A 14,692-nucleotide genomic window follows, 5' to 3' on the forward strand; every position below is an offset into this window, starting at 1 on the left:
GCATGGTAATGCAGGTGCATTACCATGCCCGGGCGAAAGGTTCCTTCCCCAAAAAGCACGCGCATCCCGCCTCAGAAATCCACACTCGCACTCAGCGAGAACGTGCGCGGACCGCCCACCGTCAGGTAGCCCGAACCCGGGTAGCCGCCCACGGAGGCCCAGTAGTTGCGGTCCGTCGCGTTGTCCACGCGCAGGCGCAGCGTGAGCAGCTTGCCCTGCACTTCGGTCATGTAGCGCACGCCCAGGTCCAGGCGGTTCCATCCGGCCACGCGCAGGGTGTTGACATCGTTGGCGTAGCTGGCGCCGGTGTGCACCAGGCGGCCGTCCAGCGCCAGGCCGTTGATGCCCGGCACATCCCATTCCACGCCCGCCGTGGCCTGGAAGCGCGGCACGCCGATGACGCGCTTGCCGTCGGTGGTGGCGCGGCCCGTGCTTTGCTGCCTGGCGTCCAGCCAGGTGGCGCCGCCCAGCAGGCGCAGGCCGCGCATGGGTTCGCCGAAGACGTTGAATTCCACGCCCTGGTGACGGTCCTTGCCGGCCGAGGTGAACAGGTTGCCGTCGATCAGCGAGCGCGGCTTGTCGGTGGAGAAGAAGGCCAGGCCGCCGCCCAGCTTGCCGCCGTCGTACTTGACGCCCACTTCCTTTTGCTTGGTCACGTAGGGCGACATCTGCTGGCCCGCGTTGGCGATGATGGTGTCGCCCGACTTGGCCGGTGCCGTGTCGCCCTGGGCCAGTCCCTCGATGTAGTTGCCGTACAGCGATACCTGCGGCGTGAGCTTGAACACCGCGCCCAGCACCGGGCTGGTGCGGCTCTGGTCGTAGGCCGTGCGCACGCCGCCCTGGCTGGTGACTGCGCCGTTGCTGACGATGCGGTAGCTCACCGAGTCGGTCTCTATCGTCTGGCGACGCACGCCGGCCGTCACCAGCATGCGGCCGTCCATCAGCGACAGCGTGTCGCCCAAGGCAAAGCTGTTCAGGCGCGTGCCCCGGTTGTAGGCGGGGTTGGACAGGTCGTTGCCCAGGTAGTTGAGCGGCGTGATCGCGTAGTAGCGCTGGTCGTAGAGATTGGTGGCCAGCGTGTTGCTGCCCCCGCCGGTGCTCATGCCGTAGGCGTTGTAGACCTTGAGGTCGAAGGCCGAGTAGCTGGCCACGATCTCATGGCCCACGCTGCCCGTGTTCAGGCGTGCGCGCACGCCCAGCTCGCCCGTGCTCACGCGGTCCTTGCGCGCGTTGTCGAAGCGGCTGGTGGTGGCCGCGCCATTGCCGGCCGCCGCCAGCGTGATGTTGGCCAGCGAGTTGTTCTCGGAGCTGCGGCGCAGGCCGTAGGCGGCCCAGGCCGTCACGTTGCTGTTGATGTCCCATTCGCCGCGCAGCGTGCCGAACAGGTCGCGCTCGTCGGAATAGGTCCAGGGCTGGGCCCAGTTGGAGGAAGCATCGGGCGCAGCAGGAATGGCGGCCAGCCCTGCGCCCGGCGTGACATTGGTACGCGTGCGCTTGAGGCGGTTGTCCTGCCAGCCGATGTCGCCCGACAGGCGCACATTGCGGCTGCGCCAGTCCATGCCCACGGACAACAGATCGAGCTTGGAGCTTTCCTGGTCGATGGCGGTATCGCCGCCCCGGTGCGCGGCGTTCAGGCGGATGCCCGTGGCCTGGTCGGGGCCGAAGCGCCGGCTCACGTCGGCCGCCACGAAGGCCTGGCCGCCGCTGGCAATGCCTGCCGTCACGCGCGACAGCGGATCGCTGCCCGCGCGCTTGGGCAGCAGGTTGATGTTGCCGCCCAGGCCGCCGCCATTGGGGCTGGCGCCCATCAGAAAGGCCGATGCGCCGCGCAGCAGCTCCACGCGCTCGAACAGCTCGGTGGCGATGTACTGGCGCGGCAGCAGGGCATACAGGCCGTTGTAGGCCACGTCGTCCGAGCCCAGCACGAAGCCGCGCACGAAGTAGGACTCCTGGAAATTGCCGAAGCCGCGCGCCACGCGCACGGAAGGATCGTTCTGCAGCACATCGCCCACGCTCTTGGCCTGGCGGTCTTGGATCAGCTCGTTGGTGTAGCTGGTGATGGAGAACGGCGTCTCCATGTTGTCGCGCGTGCCCAGAATCCCGGCCCGCCCGCCGCGCGCCACCTGGCCGCCCGCGTAGGGCTTGGACAGGCCTTCAGCCGACGCATCGGCGCTGGCTTCCACGGTGACGGTGCCCAGCTCGGGCGCGGCCGTTGCCGTGGAAGGGGCAGGCTGGGCCCATGCGGCGCCAGCAGTCAAAAGAAGGGCCAGGGCCCCGGCGATCGGGGTCAGCGTGTGGAGGGGGGAGTGCATGGAGAAAACGGGATGAGAATGCGGGATGAGAATGATTCCCAATAATTTTATCGATGCGACTCCCCCGTATGGAGCTTGTAGGGAGATATGTCTGTTTGTGCCCACACTCCGCCTGGCCCGCCTTCACGCCTGTCCAAGCAGCTCCCGCGAGCAGACCTGCGCCTCATCCTCCCCCTGCACGAACGCAACCCGCATGCCCAGCGCCTTGCCCATGCCTTGCACGGCCAGGCGCAGGGCGGCGGGCACGGCGCGGTCGCCCGTGATGACGACCATGCCCCGGCACAGCTGGCGCATGCGTTCGCGGTTGCGCTTGAAGAACAGGGCGCGCTGCTTGCGTTCTTCGTGGCTTTCCTCGGGGTGGTCGCCGGGCAGGTGATCGGTGAGCAGCACGAATTGCCGGCCCTGGTCGAGCAGGGATTCCAGCTGGCCTTCGGCCGATGCGTTTTCGTTGGTGCGGGCCTCCTGCGCCGCATGCTCGCGCAGGTAGACCAGGGGAAAGCGGGAGGTATCGATCAGCATGTCATGGTTCCTGGGAAAAAGCAGGGCATCAGTACAGGTCGTGCCTGACCGCATGGGCGTAGTGGGCGTTGGCCTGCTCCTGTTGCGCGGCATCCATGGCGGGCGCCGTGGCGTCGGCCAGCTGCGTGAGGGCGGCCATCATCTGGCCCACGGTGGGCAGGGCGGTGCGGTCCAGCTGGCTTGACGGGTTCCAGAGGCCGGAGCGGTGGATGGCCTTGCCGCAGTGCAGCAGCACCTCGTCGACCAGGACCACGGTGGCGGTTTTGGGCGTGCCCCGGCCTTCGTTCAGCTCCTGCAGCAGATGGGGGTCGGTGGAGATGCGGCCGCGCCCGTTGATGCGCAGGAAGATGTCCAGCCCCGGGAACAGGAAGAGCATGGCCAGGCGGTCATCGGCCTGCAGGTTGCGCAGGGATTCGATGCGGTTGTTGCCGGGCCAGTCGGCAAAGGCCACGGTGCGCTCGTCCAGCACCTGCACAAAGCCGGGTGGCCCGCCGCGCGGCGAGGCATCCAGGCCGCGTTCGCCGGCCGTGGCCAGGCAAAAGAAGCTGGCCTGGCGCAGATAGGCCTCGTGGAAGTCGGACAGGCGGTCGCGCACGGCCTTCTGGATTCTTTCTGCCGGGGCGGCGTAGAGCAAGTCCAGGTCGATGGCCGGGCCTGGCGGGTCTGCAAGGGCGGTGTTGTCTATGTGCATGGCACAAGCGTAAGAACAAAGGCGTTGGCGGCTGTAGACTGGATCAGCCAACAAATAGCTCAAAGACGCCATGCCCGATGCCATTCTTGAACTGGTCAGCCATGTGAACCGTGCCGATGGCCCCGTGCTGATAGCAGCCGTGGGCAACCAGGACGAGGAGCTGGCCTCCGAGCCGCACCGGCACGCGCGCGGCCAGCTGTTCGGCTCGCTGCGCGGGCTGCTGTCGGTGGGCGTGGAAGACGCGGTCTGGGTGGTGCCCGCCATCCATGCCGTGTGGCTGCCGCCGCACCAGCTGCATTCGGGCCGCTCCCATGGTCCCTTCCACGGCTGGAGCGTCTACGTGGCGGAGCCGGCCTGCGCCGACCTGCCGCAGCGGCCCTGCGCCATCCGCACCTCGGGCCTGCTGCGCGAGGCCGTGCTGCGCGCCGCCGGCTGGGGATGGCAGCAAGGCGTGCCCACAACGCAGCCCGTGCAACCAGGCCCTTCGGCGGACCAGGCCCGCGCCCATGTGATGGCGGTGATCCTGGACGAGATCCGCACCCTGCCCGTGGAGCCCTTGGGCCTGCCCCTGCCCGCAGACCCGCGCCTGCAGCGCATCGCCCGCGCACTGATCGCCGACCCGGCCGATGCCCGCGACCTGGAGGCCTGGGCGCGCTGGGCCGCGGTCAGCTCGCGCACGCTGAGTCGGCGCTTTGTCTCGGAAACCGGCTTCAGCTTCACTGCCTGGCGCCAGCGCGCGCGGCTGATGCGCTCGCTGGAGATGCTGGCCGCCGGTGCGCCGGTAACGAACATCGCGCTGGACCTGGGCTACGCCACGGCCAGCGCCTTCATCGGCTTGTTCCGGCGCACGTTCGGGGAGACGCCTGCGGCGTACCGGGGGAGGTTGGGGGCGAGTGTCTGAAGCGCCCATGAAAGGGTGAGGGGACGGATTCTGGACAGGGCTTTGGCTCGGCAGTAGGATTCAATCCCACTGCATTCAAGGAGCCGCACATGCGAACCACCCAGCAAATGAGCATCACCCTGCCCAACGACATGGCAGACGCAGTACGGGCGAAGGTGCGTGCTGGCGAGTACGCCAGCGAGAGCGAAGTGATCCGTGATGGCTTGCGGGCGCTGATGGCACGGGATCGTGCGGTGGAAAGCTGGCTGCAAGATCAGGTCGGCCCCGCCTACGATGCGTTGAAGGCCGATCCATCGAGTGCCGTCACCGCCGATCAATTGCGGGCGCGCCTTGCCGCTGAACATGCCAAGGCGAGATGAACTACCGCGTTGTATTCAGTTCGCAGGCCCAGGAGCAGCTTGTCGAGCTTTACCGCTACATCGCCGAGGCTGCCTCGCACGATGTGGCAGCTCAATACACCGATGCCATCGTGAGCTATTGCGAGAGCCTGCGCACCTTTCCACTTCGCGGCACGCCGCGCGACGACGTGAGAACTGGCTTGCGCATCACCAACTACAGAAAGCGAACTGTCATCGCCTTCGCCGTCGATGCAGACCTGGTTTCCATCATCGGCATCTTCTATGGCGGGCGTGACCACGAAGCACTGCTGCGGGAGGGTGGCGGGATCGCCTGATCAGCCGCGCTGTTCAGATGCCAGAGCCGCCTACAACCGCTGCAACTGCGCATTCAGATACGCATCGCGCGAGGGCAGCAGGTGCTCGGCGCACAGGCGGACCAGGGCGTCGCGGTCCCGGGCGCGCAGGGCTTCGATCATTTGCCAGTGTTCCTGGCGTGCGCGCTCGCGGTAGTCGGCCGAGACCAGGGAGGCGAAGCGGATGGGGTGGGTCTGGCGCGCGTATTCGGTGATGGCCTTGTGCAGCGTGTCGTTGCCCGCCAGCGCAAACAGTTCCTGGTGAAAGGCCAGGTTGATGCGGAACACCAGGCGCGCGTTGCCTTCGGCCACGGCGGCGTCGTGCTGCTGCTGGATGGCGGTCAGGCGGTCCAGGCTTTCGGGGGGAACGGGCAGGGGGATCTTGCGCGCGGCCTCGACTTCGAGCATGCCGCGCAGCTCGTACAGCTCCTGCACTTCCTGGGTGGAGAAGGAGCGCACCAGGGCGCCCACGTTCTTGCGGCGCTCGATGAGGCCCATGCGGTCCAGCGCGGCCAGGGCCTCGCGGGCCACATGGCGCTTGACGTCGAAGCGGGCCATGAGGTCGTCCTCCACCAGGCGCTCGCGCGGGTGCAGCCGGCCGAAGACCACGTCCTCTTCCAGCGCGGCCACCATGGCGCCCAGGGCGTCCGGTGCCGGCGCGGGTTCTGCATCCAGGGAAATCGGCAATGGGGCGGCAACGACCATCAAGACAAGCGGTTGGGACAAAGACGCCATTTTGTCCGAATTGACCGCCTGCGCCGACTATTCGCGCCGGCCGGGAATGGTGCCGCGCTCGGTGGCGCAGCGCAGGAAGTCGAAGTCCACGCCCTGGTCGGCCTGGTTCACGGTGGTGAGAAAGAGCTTGCGGTAGCCGCGCTCGGCCGTGGGCACGGCCACCGGCTGCTCGCGGGCGCGGCGGGCCAGTTCCTCGTCGCCGACCTGCAGCGTCAGCTCGCGGCGCGCCACCGACAGCGTGATGCGGTCGCCATTCCTCACATGGGCCAGCGGCCCTCCCACGGCCGATTCGGGCGTGACGTGCAGCACGATGGTGCCGAAGGCCGTGCCGCTCATGCGCCCGTCGGAGATGCGCACGATGTCCTTGACGCCGGCCCGCGCCAGCTTGCGCGGGATGGGGATGTAGCCGGCCTCGGGCATGCCGGGCGCGCCCTTGGGGCCGATGTTCTTGAGCACGAGGATGTCGTCGGCCGTCACGTCCAGGTCGTCGCTGTCGATGCGGTGGGCCAGGTCGGCCGCGTTCTCGAAGACCACGGCGCGGCCTTCGTGCTCCATGAGCCGGGGATGGGCGGCCGACTGCTTGATGATGGCGCCGCCCGGCGCGAGGTTGCCGCGCAGCACGGCGATGCCGCCCTGCGGGTAGATGGGGTTGGAGCGCGGGCGCACCACGTCCTGCGCAAAGCCGGGGCCGGCGCGATCGATCTCTTCGCCCAGCGTGCGGCCGGTGACGGTGAGGGCATCCAGGTTCAGCAGGGGCTTGAGCTCGCGCAGCAGCGTGGCCATGCCGCCCGCGTGGTGGAAGTCCTCCATGTAGTGATCGCCCGAGGGCTTGAGGTCCAGCAGCACGGGCGTGTCGCGGCCCATGCGGTCCAGGGCCTGCAGGTCGATGTCATAGCCCATGCGCCCCGCAATGGCGGCCAGGTGCACCAGCCCGTTGGTGGAGCCGCCGATGGCCAGCAGCACGCGCATGGCGTTTTCGAAGGCGGCGGGCGTGAGGATTTTGTCGATGGTCAGGCCCTCGCGCGCCATGCGCACGGCCTCGGTGCCGGTCTGCTCGGCAATGCGGATGCGGTCGGCCGTGACGGCGGGGGGCGAGGCGCCGCCGGGCACGGTCATGCCCAGCGCCTCGGCAATGCAGGCCATGGTGCTGGCCGTGCCCATGACCGAGCAGGTACCCACGCTGGCCACCAGCTGGTTGTTCACGTCGGCGATCTCTTCGGCGTCGATCTCTTCGGCGCGGAACTTGCCCCAGTAGCGGCGGCAGTCCGTGCAGGCGCCCACGCGCTCGCTGCGGTGCGAGCCGGTGAGCATCGACCCGGTGATCAGCTGGATGGCCGGGATGCCGGCCGAGGCCGCGCCCATCAACTGGGCCGGCACCGTCTTGTCGCAGCCGCCGATGAGCACGATGGCATCCATGGGCTGGGCGCGGATCATCTCCTCGGTGTCCATGGACATGAGGTTGCGCAGGTACATGCTGGTCGGCGCCGAGAAGCTTTCGTGCACCGAGATGGTGGGGAAGTCCATGGGCAGGCCGCCCGCCAGCATCACGCCGCGCTTGACGGCCTCGATCAGCTGGGGCGCATTGCCGTGGCAGGGGTTGTAGCTGCTGCCCGTGTTGGTGATGCCTATGACGGGCCGCTGCAGCGCCGAGTCCGTGTAGCCCGCGCCCTTGATGAAGGCCTTGCGCAGAAACAGCGAAAAGCCGCGGTCGCCGTAGTTGGTCAGGCCCTTGGAGATGCCCGTGGCCGCATCGGCGGGGGCGATGTCATGGCCTGGAGCGCCATCGGGAGTCTTGGGGTCGGTCATGGGTGGGGTGCTTTGCAGAGGGTCTTGGCGGGGTCGGAAGACAGGCGCTGCCTTGTCGTGGGGCAGGATAGCGGCGGATGTCGCGGATTATTATCATCGTTATCACCTATATTATTAATAATCTATCTGGCCAACCATGCAGCCGTGCCCGGCGTGCGTGCCGGGCATGTTTTTCCGACACAAGACAAAAGGAGGAGACACCCATGGTTGTTGCTGCATCCCGCATCCGTCGCATTCATGCGCCCAACCGGCGCGCCGCCCTGGCTGCGGCGCTGCTGGCCTCGCTGGTGCTGGGCCCAGGCCTGGCCACGCCCGCGCTGGCCGACGGCGCCTATCCGGCCCGGCCCATCAAGCTGGTCGTTCCGTACACGCCCGGGGGCGCCACCGACGTGATCGGCCGCGTGGTGGGGCAAAGGCTCTCGCTGGCGCTGGGCCAGCCCGTGGTGGTGGAGAACCGGGCCGGCGCGGCCGGCAACCTGGGCGCCGCGGCCGTGGCCAAGGAAAGGCCCGATGGCTATATGCTGCTGCTGGGCGCGCTGACCAGCCATTCCATCAACAGCGTGCTCATGCCTGCCACGGCGGGCTTCACCATGGACAAGAGCTTCGCGCCCATAGCCGTGGTGGGCCGCGTGCCGCTGGTGATCACCGTGGGGCCGTCGGTGACGTCGGCCAATCTGGCGGAGTTCATCGCGCTGGCCAAAGCGAAGCCGGGCGGGCTGAACTACGGCTCCTCGGGCAATGGCTCACCCCAGCACCTGGCGGCCGAGCTGTTCAAGCGGCAGGCCGGCGTGCCGCTGACGCATGTGCCCTACAAGGGCAGCACGCCAGCGCTCAACGACCTCATGGGCGGCCAGGTGGATGTGGTGTTCGACACCCTGCCCGCCACGCAGGGCTTCATCAAGGGCGGGCGGCTGCGCGGCCTGGCCGTGACCACGGCGCAGCGCGTGCCCTCCATTGCCGACATTCCCACCACGGCCGAGGCCGGGCTGTCAGGCTTCGAGGTGACGTCGATGTTCGGCCTGCTGGCGCCTGCGGGCACGCCCGCGCCCATCGTCGCCCGGCTCAGCGGCGCGCTCAAGGAGGTGATGGGGCAGCAGGAAGTGAAGGACGCCCTGGTCGCCCAGGGCGCCATGCCCACCTTCACCACGCCTACCGAGGCGCGCATGCAGATCGCCAAGGAGGTGGGCCGCTGGTCGGCCGTGATCAAGGAGTCGGATATCAAGCCGGACTGAGGCCGGGTGCGGGGCGGGGCCGGGTGGGGCCGCGCTGATATCGGGAAGGGCACAAGCATATGCCCAAAGATTCGTTCCCCCGCGCCTGCATCGTGGCGATACTGGCCGGCCGCATTCCCTCCACTGCCTTGCCTGTACCACCGTGCTACCCGACCCAGTCCCCGACAGCGCGGCCGAAGCGCAGGTCGATCGCGTCATCGACGGCCTGCTCAACGGCCTGCAATGGCGCGCCAGCGTTTTCCATGTGGGGCAGTACTGCGGGCGCTGGCGGGCCTCCACGGCGGGGCGCGCGCGGGCCAGCTTTCACCTGATCCTGGACGGGCGCTGCTGGCTGCACCTGCCGGGCCAGCCCTCGGTGGAGCTGCAGCCGCGCGACGGCGTGTTCCTCTCGCGCGATGTGCCGCATTTCATCTCGCCCTATGCCGACCCGGACATGGCCTGCGCTCCGCAGGCCATGCGCCCCGCCACCGGCGATGCCGGCATCGGAGAGACGGCGCTGGCCTGCGGCTTCTTCACCTTTGAGGGCCCCATGCGCGGCCTGCTGGTCGATGCCTTCCCCGACCACCTGGTGCTGCGCGGCGACGACCATGCGATGAGCGGCGCCTCCATGCTGTTCGACCTGATGCGCGCCGAGGCGCTGCGCACGGGCACTGAGCCCTCGGCCGTGATGGACCGGCTGGTGGGCCTGCTGTTCTTCTACGGCCTGCGCCAGCTCGCGCATGGCGATGCGCGGGCGCGCGGCATCTGGAGCCTGCTGCGCCGGCCGGGCTTTGCGCCGCTGGTGGCCGAGCTGCTGCGCGAGCCGGCCCGCAACTGGAGCGTGGCCGACATGGCCGCGCGCGTGTGCCTGTCGCGCGCCACGTTCTTTCGGCAGTTCGCCGAGGCCTGCGGCCAGCCGCCCCAGCAATTCCTGCTGCTGCTGCGCATGCAGCTGGCCGCGCGCCGCCTGGCCCAGGGCGAGGCGATAGGCCAAGTGGCCGAGGCCGTGGGCTACGAGTCCTATGCGGCATTCTCGCGCGCCTTCAAGCGCGTGATGGGCGAGCAGCCCGGCGCCTGGCAGCGTGCGCAGGCACGCTGCTGCTGAGCCGCCATCCGGGCCCGCCGCATCTGCCTGCGGGTTGACACGTTCGGGCATAAATCCGCGACGCGGCGGCATTGATGGCAAGGGGGGCGCGGCCGATCATGAAGGCATTCCTTCATTCCTGCAAAGCACCATGGCACGCCTGACCCTGCACACCCCGCAAACCGCCCCTGAAGCCAGCCGCCCCTTCGTGGAGCGCGCCCTGGCCGGCAACGGATTCCTGCCCAACCTGATCGCCATCCTGGCCAACTCGCCCCAGGCACTGGAGACCTATGTGACCGTGGGCCAGATCAACGCGCGTGCCCAGCTCACGCTGGCCGAGCGCGAGGTGGTGCAGATCACGGCGGCGCGCATCCATGGCTGCGACTTCTGCGTGGCCGGCCACACCAAGCTGGCCTTCAAGCAGGCCGGCCTGACCCAGGCCGAGGTGGTGGCGCTGCAGGACGGCCGGGACACGGGCCAGCCCCGCCTGGACGCCGTGCGCCGCTTTGCCGAAGCCGTGATCGCCACGCGCGGCGCCGTCGCCGACGAGGCCCTGGCCGCCTTCCATGCAGCAGGCCTGAGCGAGCAGCAGGCGCTGGAGGTGGTGCTGGGCATCAGCCTGGCCACGCTGTGCAACTTTGCCAACAGCCTGGCGCAAAGCCCCGTCAACCCGCAGCTGCAGCCCTATCTGCCCGAACAGTTCCGACAACCGCAGGAGAACGCACATGCTGGCTGATTCGCTGCGGCAGTGGCTGGACGCCCATGCCGACTCCCTGGACGAAGGCCCCGCGCATGCGCACGAAGTGCTGCCCCGGCTGGCGCAGTACGGCCTGTTCGGCCTGGGCGTGCCCGTGGCCGAGGGCGGGCAGGGCGGCAGCCTGGGCGATGCGCTGGAGGCCATTGCCGGCGTGGCCGGGCATTCGCTGACGGCGGGCTTCGTGTTCTGGGCGCAGCGCGCCTTTGTCGAATACCTGCTGCAGTCGCCCAACGCGGCGCTGCGCCAGCGCTGGCTGCCGGGCCTGCTGCAGGGCACGCAGGCGGGCGCCACGGGCCTGTCCAACGCCATGAAGTACCTGGGCGGCATCGAGGCCCTGCAGGTCGAGGCCACGCCCGTCGGCTCCGGCAACGCCGACGGCCTTGCACTGCGCGGGCGCGTGCCCTGGGCCACCAACCTGGTGCCGCCGGGTCGCTTCGTGGTGGCCGTTGCCGTCTCGCGCAGCGACGGTGCAAAGCCCTTCGTGGCCGCGCTGCCCGGCGATGCGGCGGGCCTGCAGCGCAGCGCCGACCTGGACCTGATCGCGCTGCGCGGCAGCCATACGGCGGCGCTGTCCATCGAGGGGCTGCAGATCGGTCCGGCCGATGTGATCCATGCCGACGCCAACCATTTCCTGCCGCGCGTACGGCCCGCCTTCATGGGCCTGCAGCTGGGGCTGTGCATCGGCCTGGCGCGCGCCTCGCTGGCGGCGGCCTCGGCCCGTGCCGGCGCCGGGCGCGATGTGCTGGGCGGCCCGCGGCAGCAGCAGCGCCACGCGCTGGAACTGGCCACGGCCACGCTGCATGCGGGCCTGTCCGATGGGCGTTTTCTTGACCGACCTCAAGCCCTGTTCCGCCTGCGCCTGGAATTGAACGACATCGTGCAGCAGTCCCTGCAGCTGGAGCTGCACGCCAGCGGCGGGCGCGCTTATCATCGCGACCAGCCGCTGGGATTTGCGCGCCGTTGGCGCGAGGCGGCCTTCATCCCCATCGTGACGCCCAGCGTCACGCAGCTACAGGGCGCGCTGGCTGGCGCAGCCCTGGCAACCACCAGTTCATGACCCAGACGGAAGCTTTCTCCCCTGACGCTCCCGCGCCCGTGCTGCAGGCACGCGGCGCGGGCTTTGGCTATGCGCCCGGCAAGGCCGTGTTCGAGGACATCTCCCTGAGCATTGCCCCGCGCGAAATCGTCTGCCTGCTCGGCGGCAGCGGCTGCGGCAAGTCCTCGCTGCTGCGCGTGCTCGGTGGCCTTGAGTCGCCGGACGGCGGCGCCTGGAGCCGGGGCGAGCTCCAGTTCCTCGGCCAGCCGCTGACCGCGCCGCACCCGCGCGCGGGCTTCGTGTTCCAGCAGCCCAGCCTGCTGCCCTGGCTGGACGCGCGGCGCAACGTGGGCTTCGGCCTGGACTTCGAGCGCCAGCCGAAGCTGGAGGCCGAGGCCCGCCGCCAGCGCGTGGAGCAGGCGCTGCAGGCCGTGGGCCTGGGCGGCAGCGGCGCGCTCTACCCCTCGCAGCTGTCGGGCGGCATGGCCCAGCGCGTGGCCCTGGCGCGCGCCCTGGCGCGCGAGCCGCAGCTGCTGCTGGCCGACGAGCCGTTCTCGGCCCTGGACGCCATCACGCGCGCCGAGATGCAGGAGCTGATGGTGGACGTGGTCCACCGCTGGCACACGGCGGCGCTGCTGGTCACGCATGACATCGACGAGGCCATCCTCGTGGGCGACCGCATCCTGCTGATGGGCGGGCGGCCCGGCCACATCGTGCGCGAATGGCGCGTGGACATTGCGCGCCCGCGCGAGGACCAGGCCGCCGCCGTGACCGCGCTGCGGCTGGACATCCTCTCGGCCCTGCACGGCGTGCGCCATGCGGCCCAGGCCTGATCTCCCTCGCCTGTCTGCCTGCCTGCCGATCCGCCTGCAGATCCGCCATTTCTTCGACTTCAACCATGCTCTTCTGAAAGGTCTTTCGCATGAGCTTCCAGGACCACCCTTCCTACACCCACATCTGCGCCTCGTCGGACTGCGGCTGCGGCCTTACGCGGCGCGACATGCTGCGCCTGGGCGCGCTGGCCACGGCCTCGGTGGCCGCGCCGCTGCTGGCCGCAGGCGATGCGCGCGCCCAGGCCTTCAAGGGCGATGACCAGCCCGTGAAGATCGGCTACCTGCCCATCACCGACGCCACGCCGCTGCTGGTGGCCCACGGCAACGGCCTGTTCGAGGCCGAAGGCCTCAAGGCCGAGGCGCCGCGCCTGTTCCGCTCCTGGGCCCAGATCGTCGAGGCCTTCGTCTCGGGCCAGGTCAACGTCATCCACCTGCTCACGCCCTCCACGCTGTGGGTGCGCTACGGCGCCAAGTTCCCCGCCAAGATCGTGGCCTGGAACCACGTCAACGGCTCGGGCCTGACCGTGCTGCCCGAGATCCAGAAGGTGCAGGACCTGGGCGGCAAGACCGTGGCGATCCCGTTCTGGTACTCCATCCACAACATCCTGCTGCAGGACGTGCTGCGCAAGGCCGGCCTCACGGCCGTGACGCGGGCGCGCGGCGGCGCCATTGCGGCCAACGAGGTCAACCTCGTCGTGCTGGCACCGGCCGAAATGGTCTCGGCCCTGGCCGGCAAGTCGATTGCGGGCTTCATCGTGGCCGAGCCCTTCAATGCCGCCGCCGAGATCGCGGGCGTGGGCAAGATGCTGCGCTTCTCGGGCGATGTCTGGAAGGATCACGCCTGCTGCGTCACCTTCCTGGCCGAGCGCGATATCGCCGACAAGCCCGAATGGGCCCAGCGCGTGACCAATGCCGTGGTCAAGGCCCAGCTGTGGACGCGCGACAACCGCCTGGCCGCCGCGCGCCTGCTGTCGAGCACGGGCGAGCGCCGCTACACGCCGCATCCGCAGCAGACGCTGTCCAAGGTGCTGGCCGCCACCGACTACGCCAGCTACGAGGCCAGCGGCGTGGTCGTCAACAAGGGCTGGCACCAGCGGCGCATCGACTTCCAGCCCTATCCCTATCCGTCGTACACCGAGCAGCTGGTGCGCGCCATCAAGGCCACCAAGGTCGAGGGCGACACGCGCTTCCTCGACAAGCTGGAGCCCAGGTTCGCGGCCACCGACCTGGTGGACGACCGCTTCGTGCGCAAGGCCATCCAGGCCGTGGGCGGCCCGCAGGTCTTCGGCATTCCGGCCGATTTCTCGCGCCGCGAAACCATCGTGGTGTGATCCAGGTGTTGCGACGTATTGGATTGCCGCTGCTGGGCGCGGCCCTGGTCCTGGCCCTGTGGTGGGTGGGCGGCGCGCTGCTGGCGCGCAGCACGCCCGTGGCTGCGGCCTTCGCGCCCTGGCCTTCGCTGCAGGCGCTGGGCCAGCTGCTGACGGGCGCCGACATCTGGATGCACACCCTGCTGAGCCTGCAGCGCGTGGCCGTGGGCCTGCTGCTGGCCTTCGTGGTCGGCGTGCCGCTGGGCGTGCTGGTGGGCCTGTCGCGCGGGTTCTCGCAGGCGTTCTCGCCCGTGTTCCAGTTCCTGCGCATGATCTCGCCGCTGTCGTGGATGCCCATTGCCGTGATGGTGCTGGGCGTGGGCGACGCGCCCGTGTACTTCCTGCTGGCCTTCGCCGCCGTCTGGCCCATCCTGCTGAGCACGGCGGCCGGCGTGGCCCAGCTGGACCGCAACTGGCTGCTGCTGGCGCGCAGCCTGTCGGCCACGCGCACCGAGACCGTGCTGCGCGTGGTGCTGCCCGGCATCACGGCCCAGATCCTCACGGGCGTGCGCCTGGCCATCGGCATCATCTGGATCGTGCTGGTGCCCGCGGAAATGCTGGGCGTATCGGCCGGCCTGGGCTACTTCATCCTCGACACGCGCGACCGCCTGGCGTATTCGGAGCTGATGGCTGCCGTGGTGCTGATCGGCGCCCTGGGCTATGCGCTGGACCATGCGGCTCGGTGGCTGCACCAGCGCTGGATGCATTCGGCCTGAGGCCTGCGGGCAGGCGGCGGCATCAGGTGC

15 protein-coding genes are annotated in these 14,692 nt (G+C 69.4%); 10 read left to right on the plus strand and 5 right to left on the minus strand.

The genetic code is table 11. The features are described from left to right. Positions 1-71 precede the first annotated feature (71 nt). The 3 genes from ACRSCF_RS04020 to ACRSCF_RS04030 form a co-directional block, all read right to left on the minus strand. Positions 72-2,312 (minus strand): TonB-dependent receptor, encoded by a 2,241-nt coding sequence (locus tag ACRSCF_RS04020; protein WP_244387789.1) that lies wholly within the window; start codon positions 2,310-2,312, stop codon positions 72-74. A gap of 123 nt (positions 2,313-2,435) precedes the next feature. After that, positions 2,436-2,831 carry a hypothetical protein gene (locus ACRSCF_RS04025; protein ID WP_034363313.1) on the minus strand — a complete coding sequence of 132 codons (396 nt, stop codon included), beginning with the start codon at positions 2,829-2,831 and terminating at the stop codon, positions 2,436-2,438. 28 nt (positions 2,832-2,859) lie between these two features. Further along, the gene (locus tag ACRSCF_RS04030) at positions 2,860-3,522 is read right to left on the minus strand and encodes an MSMEG_1061 family FMN-dependent PPOX-type flavoprotein (RefSeq protein ID WP_034363316.1); all 663 of its coding nucleotides are present in this window, start codon (positions 3,520-3,522) and stop codon (positions 2,860-2,862) included. 70 nt (positions 3,523-3,592) lie between these two features. Between ACRSCF_RS04030 and ACRSCF_RS04035 the strand changes: the two genes are divergently transcribed. The 3 genes from ACRSCF_RS04035 (at position 3,593) to ACRSCF_RS04045 (ending at position 5,096) form a co-directional block, all read left to right on the plus strand. Then, on the plus strand, positions 3,593-4,423 hold the full coding sequence (locus ACRSCF_RS04035) for an AraC family transcriptional regulator (RefSeq protein ID WP_141835639.1): 831 nt from the start codon (positions 3,593-3,595) through the stop codon (positions 4,421-4,423). 89 nt (positions 4,424-4,512) lie between these two features. Next, a complete protein-coding gene (locus ACRSCF_RS04040; protein ID WP_012207631.1) occupies positions 4,513-4,782 on the plus strand; it encodes a ribbon-helix-helix domain-containing protein in 270 nt (89 codons plus the stop codon). Next, positions 4,779-5,096, plus strand: coding sequence for a type II toxin-antitoxin system RelE/ParE family toxin (locus ACRSCF_RS04045; protein ID WP_034363320.1), 318 nt, complete (start codon positions 4,779-4,781; stop codon positions 5,094-5,096). The genes ACRSCF_RS04040 and ACRSCF_RS04045 overlap by 4 nt, the downstream gene beginning before the upstream one ends. A gap of 30 nt (positions 5,097-5,126) precedes the next feature. On the opposite strand, the gene ACRSCF_RS04050 is transcribed toward ACRSCF_RS04045, so the two are convergent. Both ACRSCF_RS04050 and ACRSCF_RS04055 read right to left on the minus strand, forming a co-directional pair. After that, positions 5,127-5,819: a GntR family transcriptional regulator gene (locus tag ACRSCF_RS04050; protein WP_034363323.1), complete on the minus strand. Its 693-nt coding sequence runs from the start codon at positions 5,817-5,819 to the stop codon at positions 5,127-5,129. A 57-nt stretch (positions 5,820-5,876) separates the two neighbouring features. After that, positions 5,877-7,655, minus strand: coding sequence for an IlvD/Edd family dehydratase (locus ACRSCF_RS04055; RefSeq protein ID WP_016448376.1), 1,779 nt, complete (start codon positions 7,653-7,655; stop codon positions 5,877-5,879). Positions 7,656-7,858: 203 nt separating this feature from the next. On the opposite strand from ACRSCF_RS04055, the gene ACRSCF_RS04060 reads away from it, so the two are divergent. The 7 genes from ACRSCF_RS04060 (at position 7,859) to ACRSCF_RS04090 (ending at position 14,662) form a co-directional block, all read left to right on the plus strand. After that, on the plus strand, positions 7,859-8,887 hold the full coding sequence (locus ACRSCF_RS04060) for a Bug family tripartite tricarboxylate transporter substrate binding protein (RefSeq protein ID WP_034363326.1): 1,029 nt from the start codon (positions 7,859-7,861) through the stop codon (positions 8,885-8,887). Between the two features lie 142 nt (positions 8,888-9,029). Next, on the plus strand, positions 9,030-9,971 hold the full coding sequence (locus ACRSCF_RS04065; RefSeq protein WP_016448374.1) for an AraC family transcriptional regulator: 942 nt from the start codon (positions 9,030-9,032) through the stop codon (positions 9,969-9,971). A 130-nt stretch (positions 9,972-10,101) separates the two neighbouring features. Continuing rightward, the gene (locus tag ACRSCF_RS04070) at positions 10,102-10,686 is read left to right on the plus strand and encodes a carboxymuconolactone decarboxylase family protein (protein ID WP_016448373.1); all 585 of its coding nucleotides are present in this window, start codon (positions 10,102-10,104) and stop codon (positions 10,684-10,686) included. Further along, positions 10,676-11,764: an acyl-CoA dehydrogenase family protein gene (locus tag ACRSCF_RS04075; protein WP_244387790.1), complete on the plus strand. Its 1,089-nt coding sequence runs from the start codon at positions 10,676-10,678 to the stop codon at positions 11,762-11,764. Before ACRSCF_RS04070 ends, ACRSCF_RS04075 begins: the two co-directional genes overlap by 11 nt. Next, the gene (locus ACRSCF_RS04080; RefSeq protein WP_013800535.1) at positions 11,761-12,576 is read left to right on the plus strand and encodes an ABC transporter ATP-binding protein; all 816 of its coding nucleotides are present in this window, start codon (positions 11,761-11,763) and stop codon (positions 12,574-12,576) included. The genes ACRSCF_RS04075 and ACRSCF_RS04080 overlap by 4 nt, the downstream gene beginning before the upstream one ends. Positions 12,577-12,665: 89 nt before the next feature. Then, positions 12,666-13,907 carry an ABC transporter substrate-binding protein gene (locus ACRSCF_RS04085; protein WP_016448371.1) on the plus strand — a complete coding sequence of 414 codons (1,242 nt, stop codon included), beginning with the start codon at positions 12,666-12,668 and terminating at the stop codon, positions 13,905-13,907. Beyond that, positions 13,904-14,662: an ABC transporter permease gene (locus ACRSCF_RS04090; RefSeq protein WP_016452684.1), complete on the plus strand. Its 759-nt coding sequence runs from the start codon at positions 13,904-13,906 to the stop codon at positions 14,660-14,662. The genes ACRSCF_RS04085 and ACRSCF_RS04090 overlap by 4 nt, the downstream gene beginning before the upstream one ends. Positions 14,663-14,692: the final 30 nt, after the last annotated feature.

Origin of the sequence: Delftia sp. 11MD, from assembly GCF_050907895.1 — a bacterium.
GTDB lineage: Bacteria > Pseudomonadota > Gammaproteobacteria > Burkholderiales > Burkholderiaceae_C > Comamonas > Comamonas tsuruhatensis.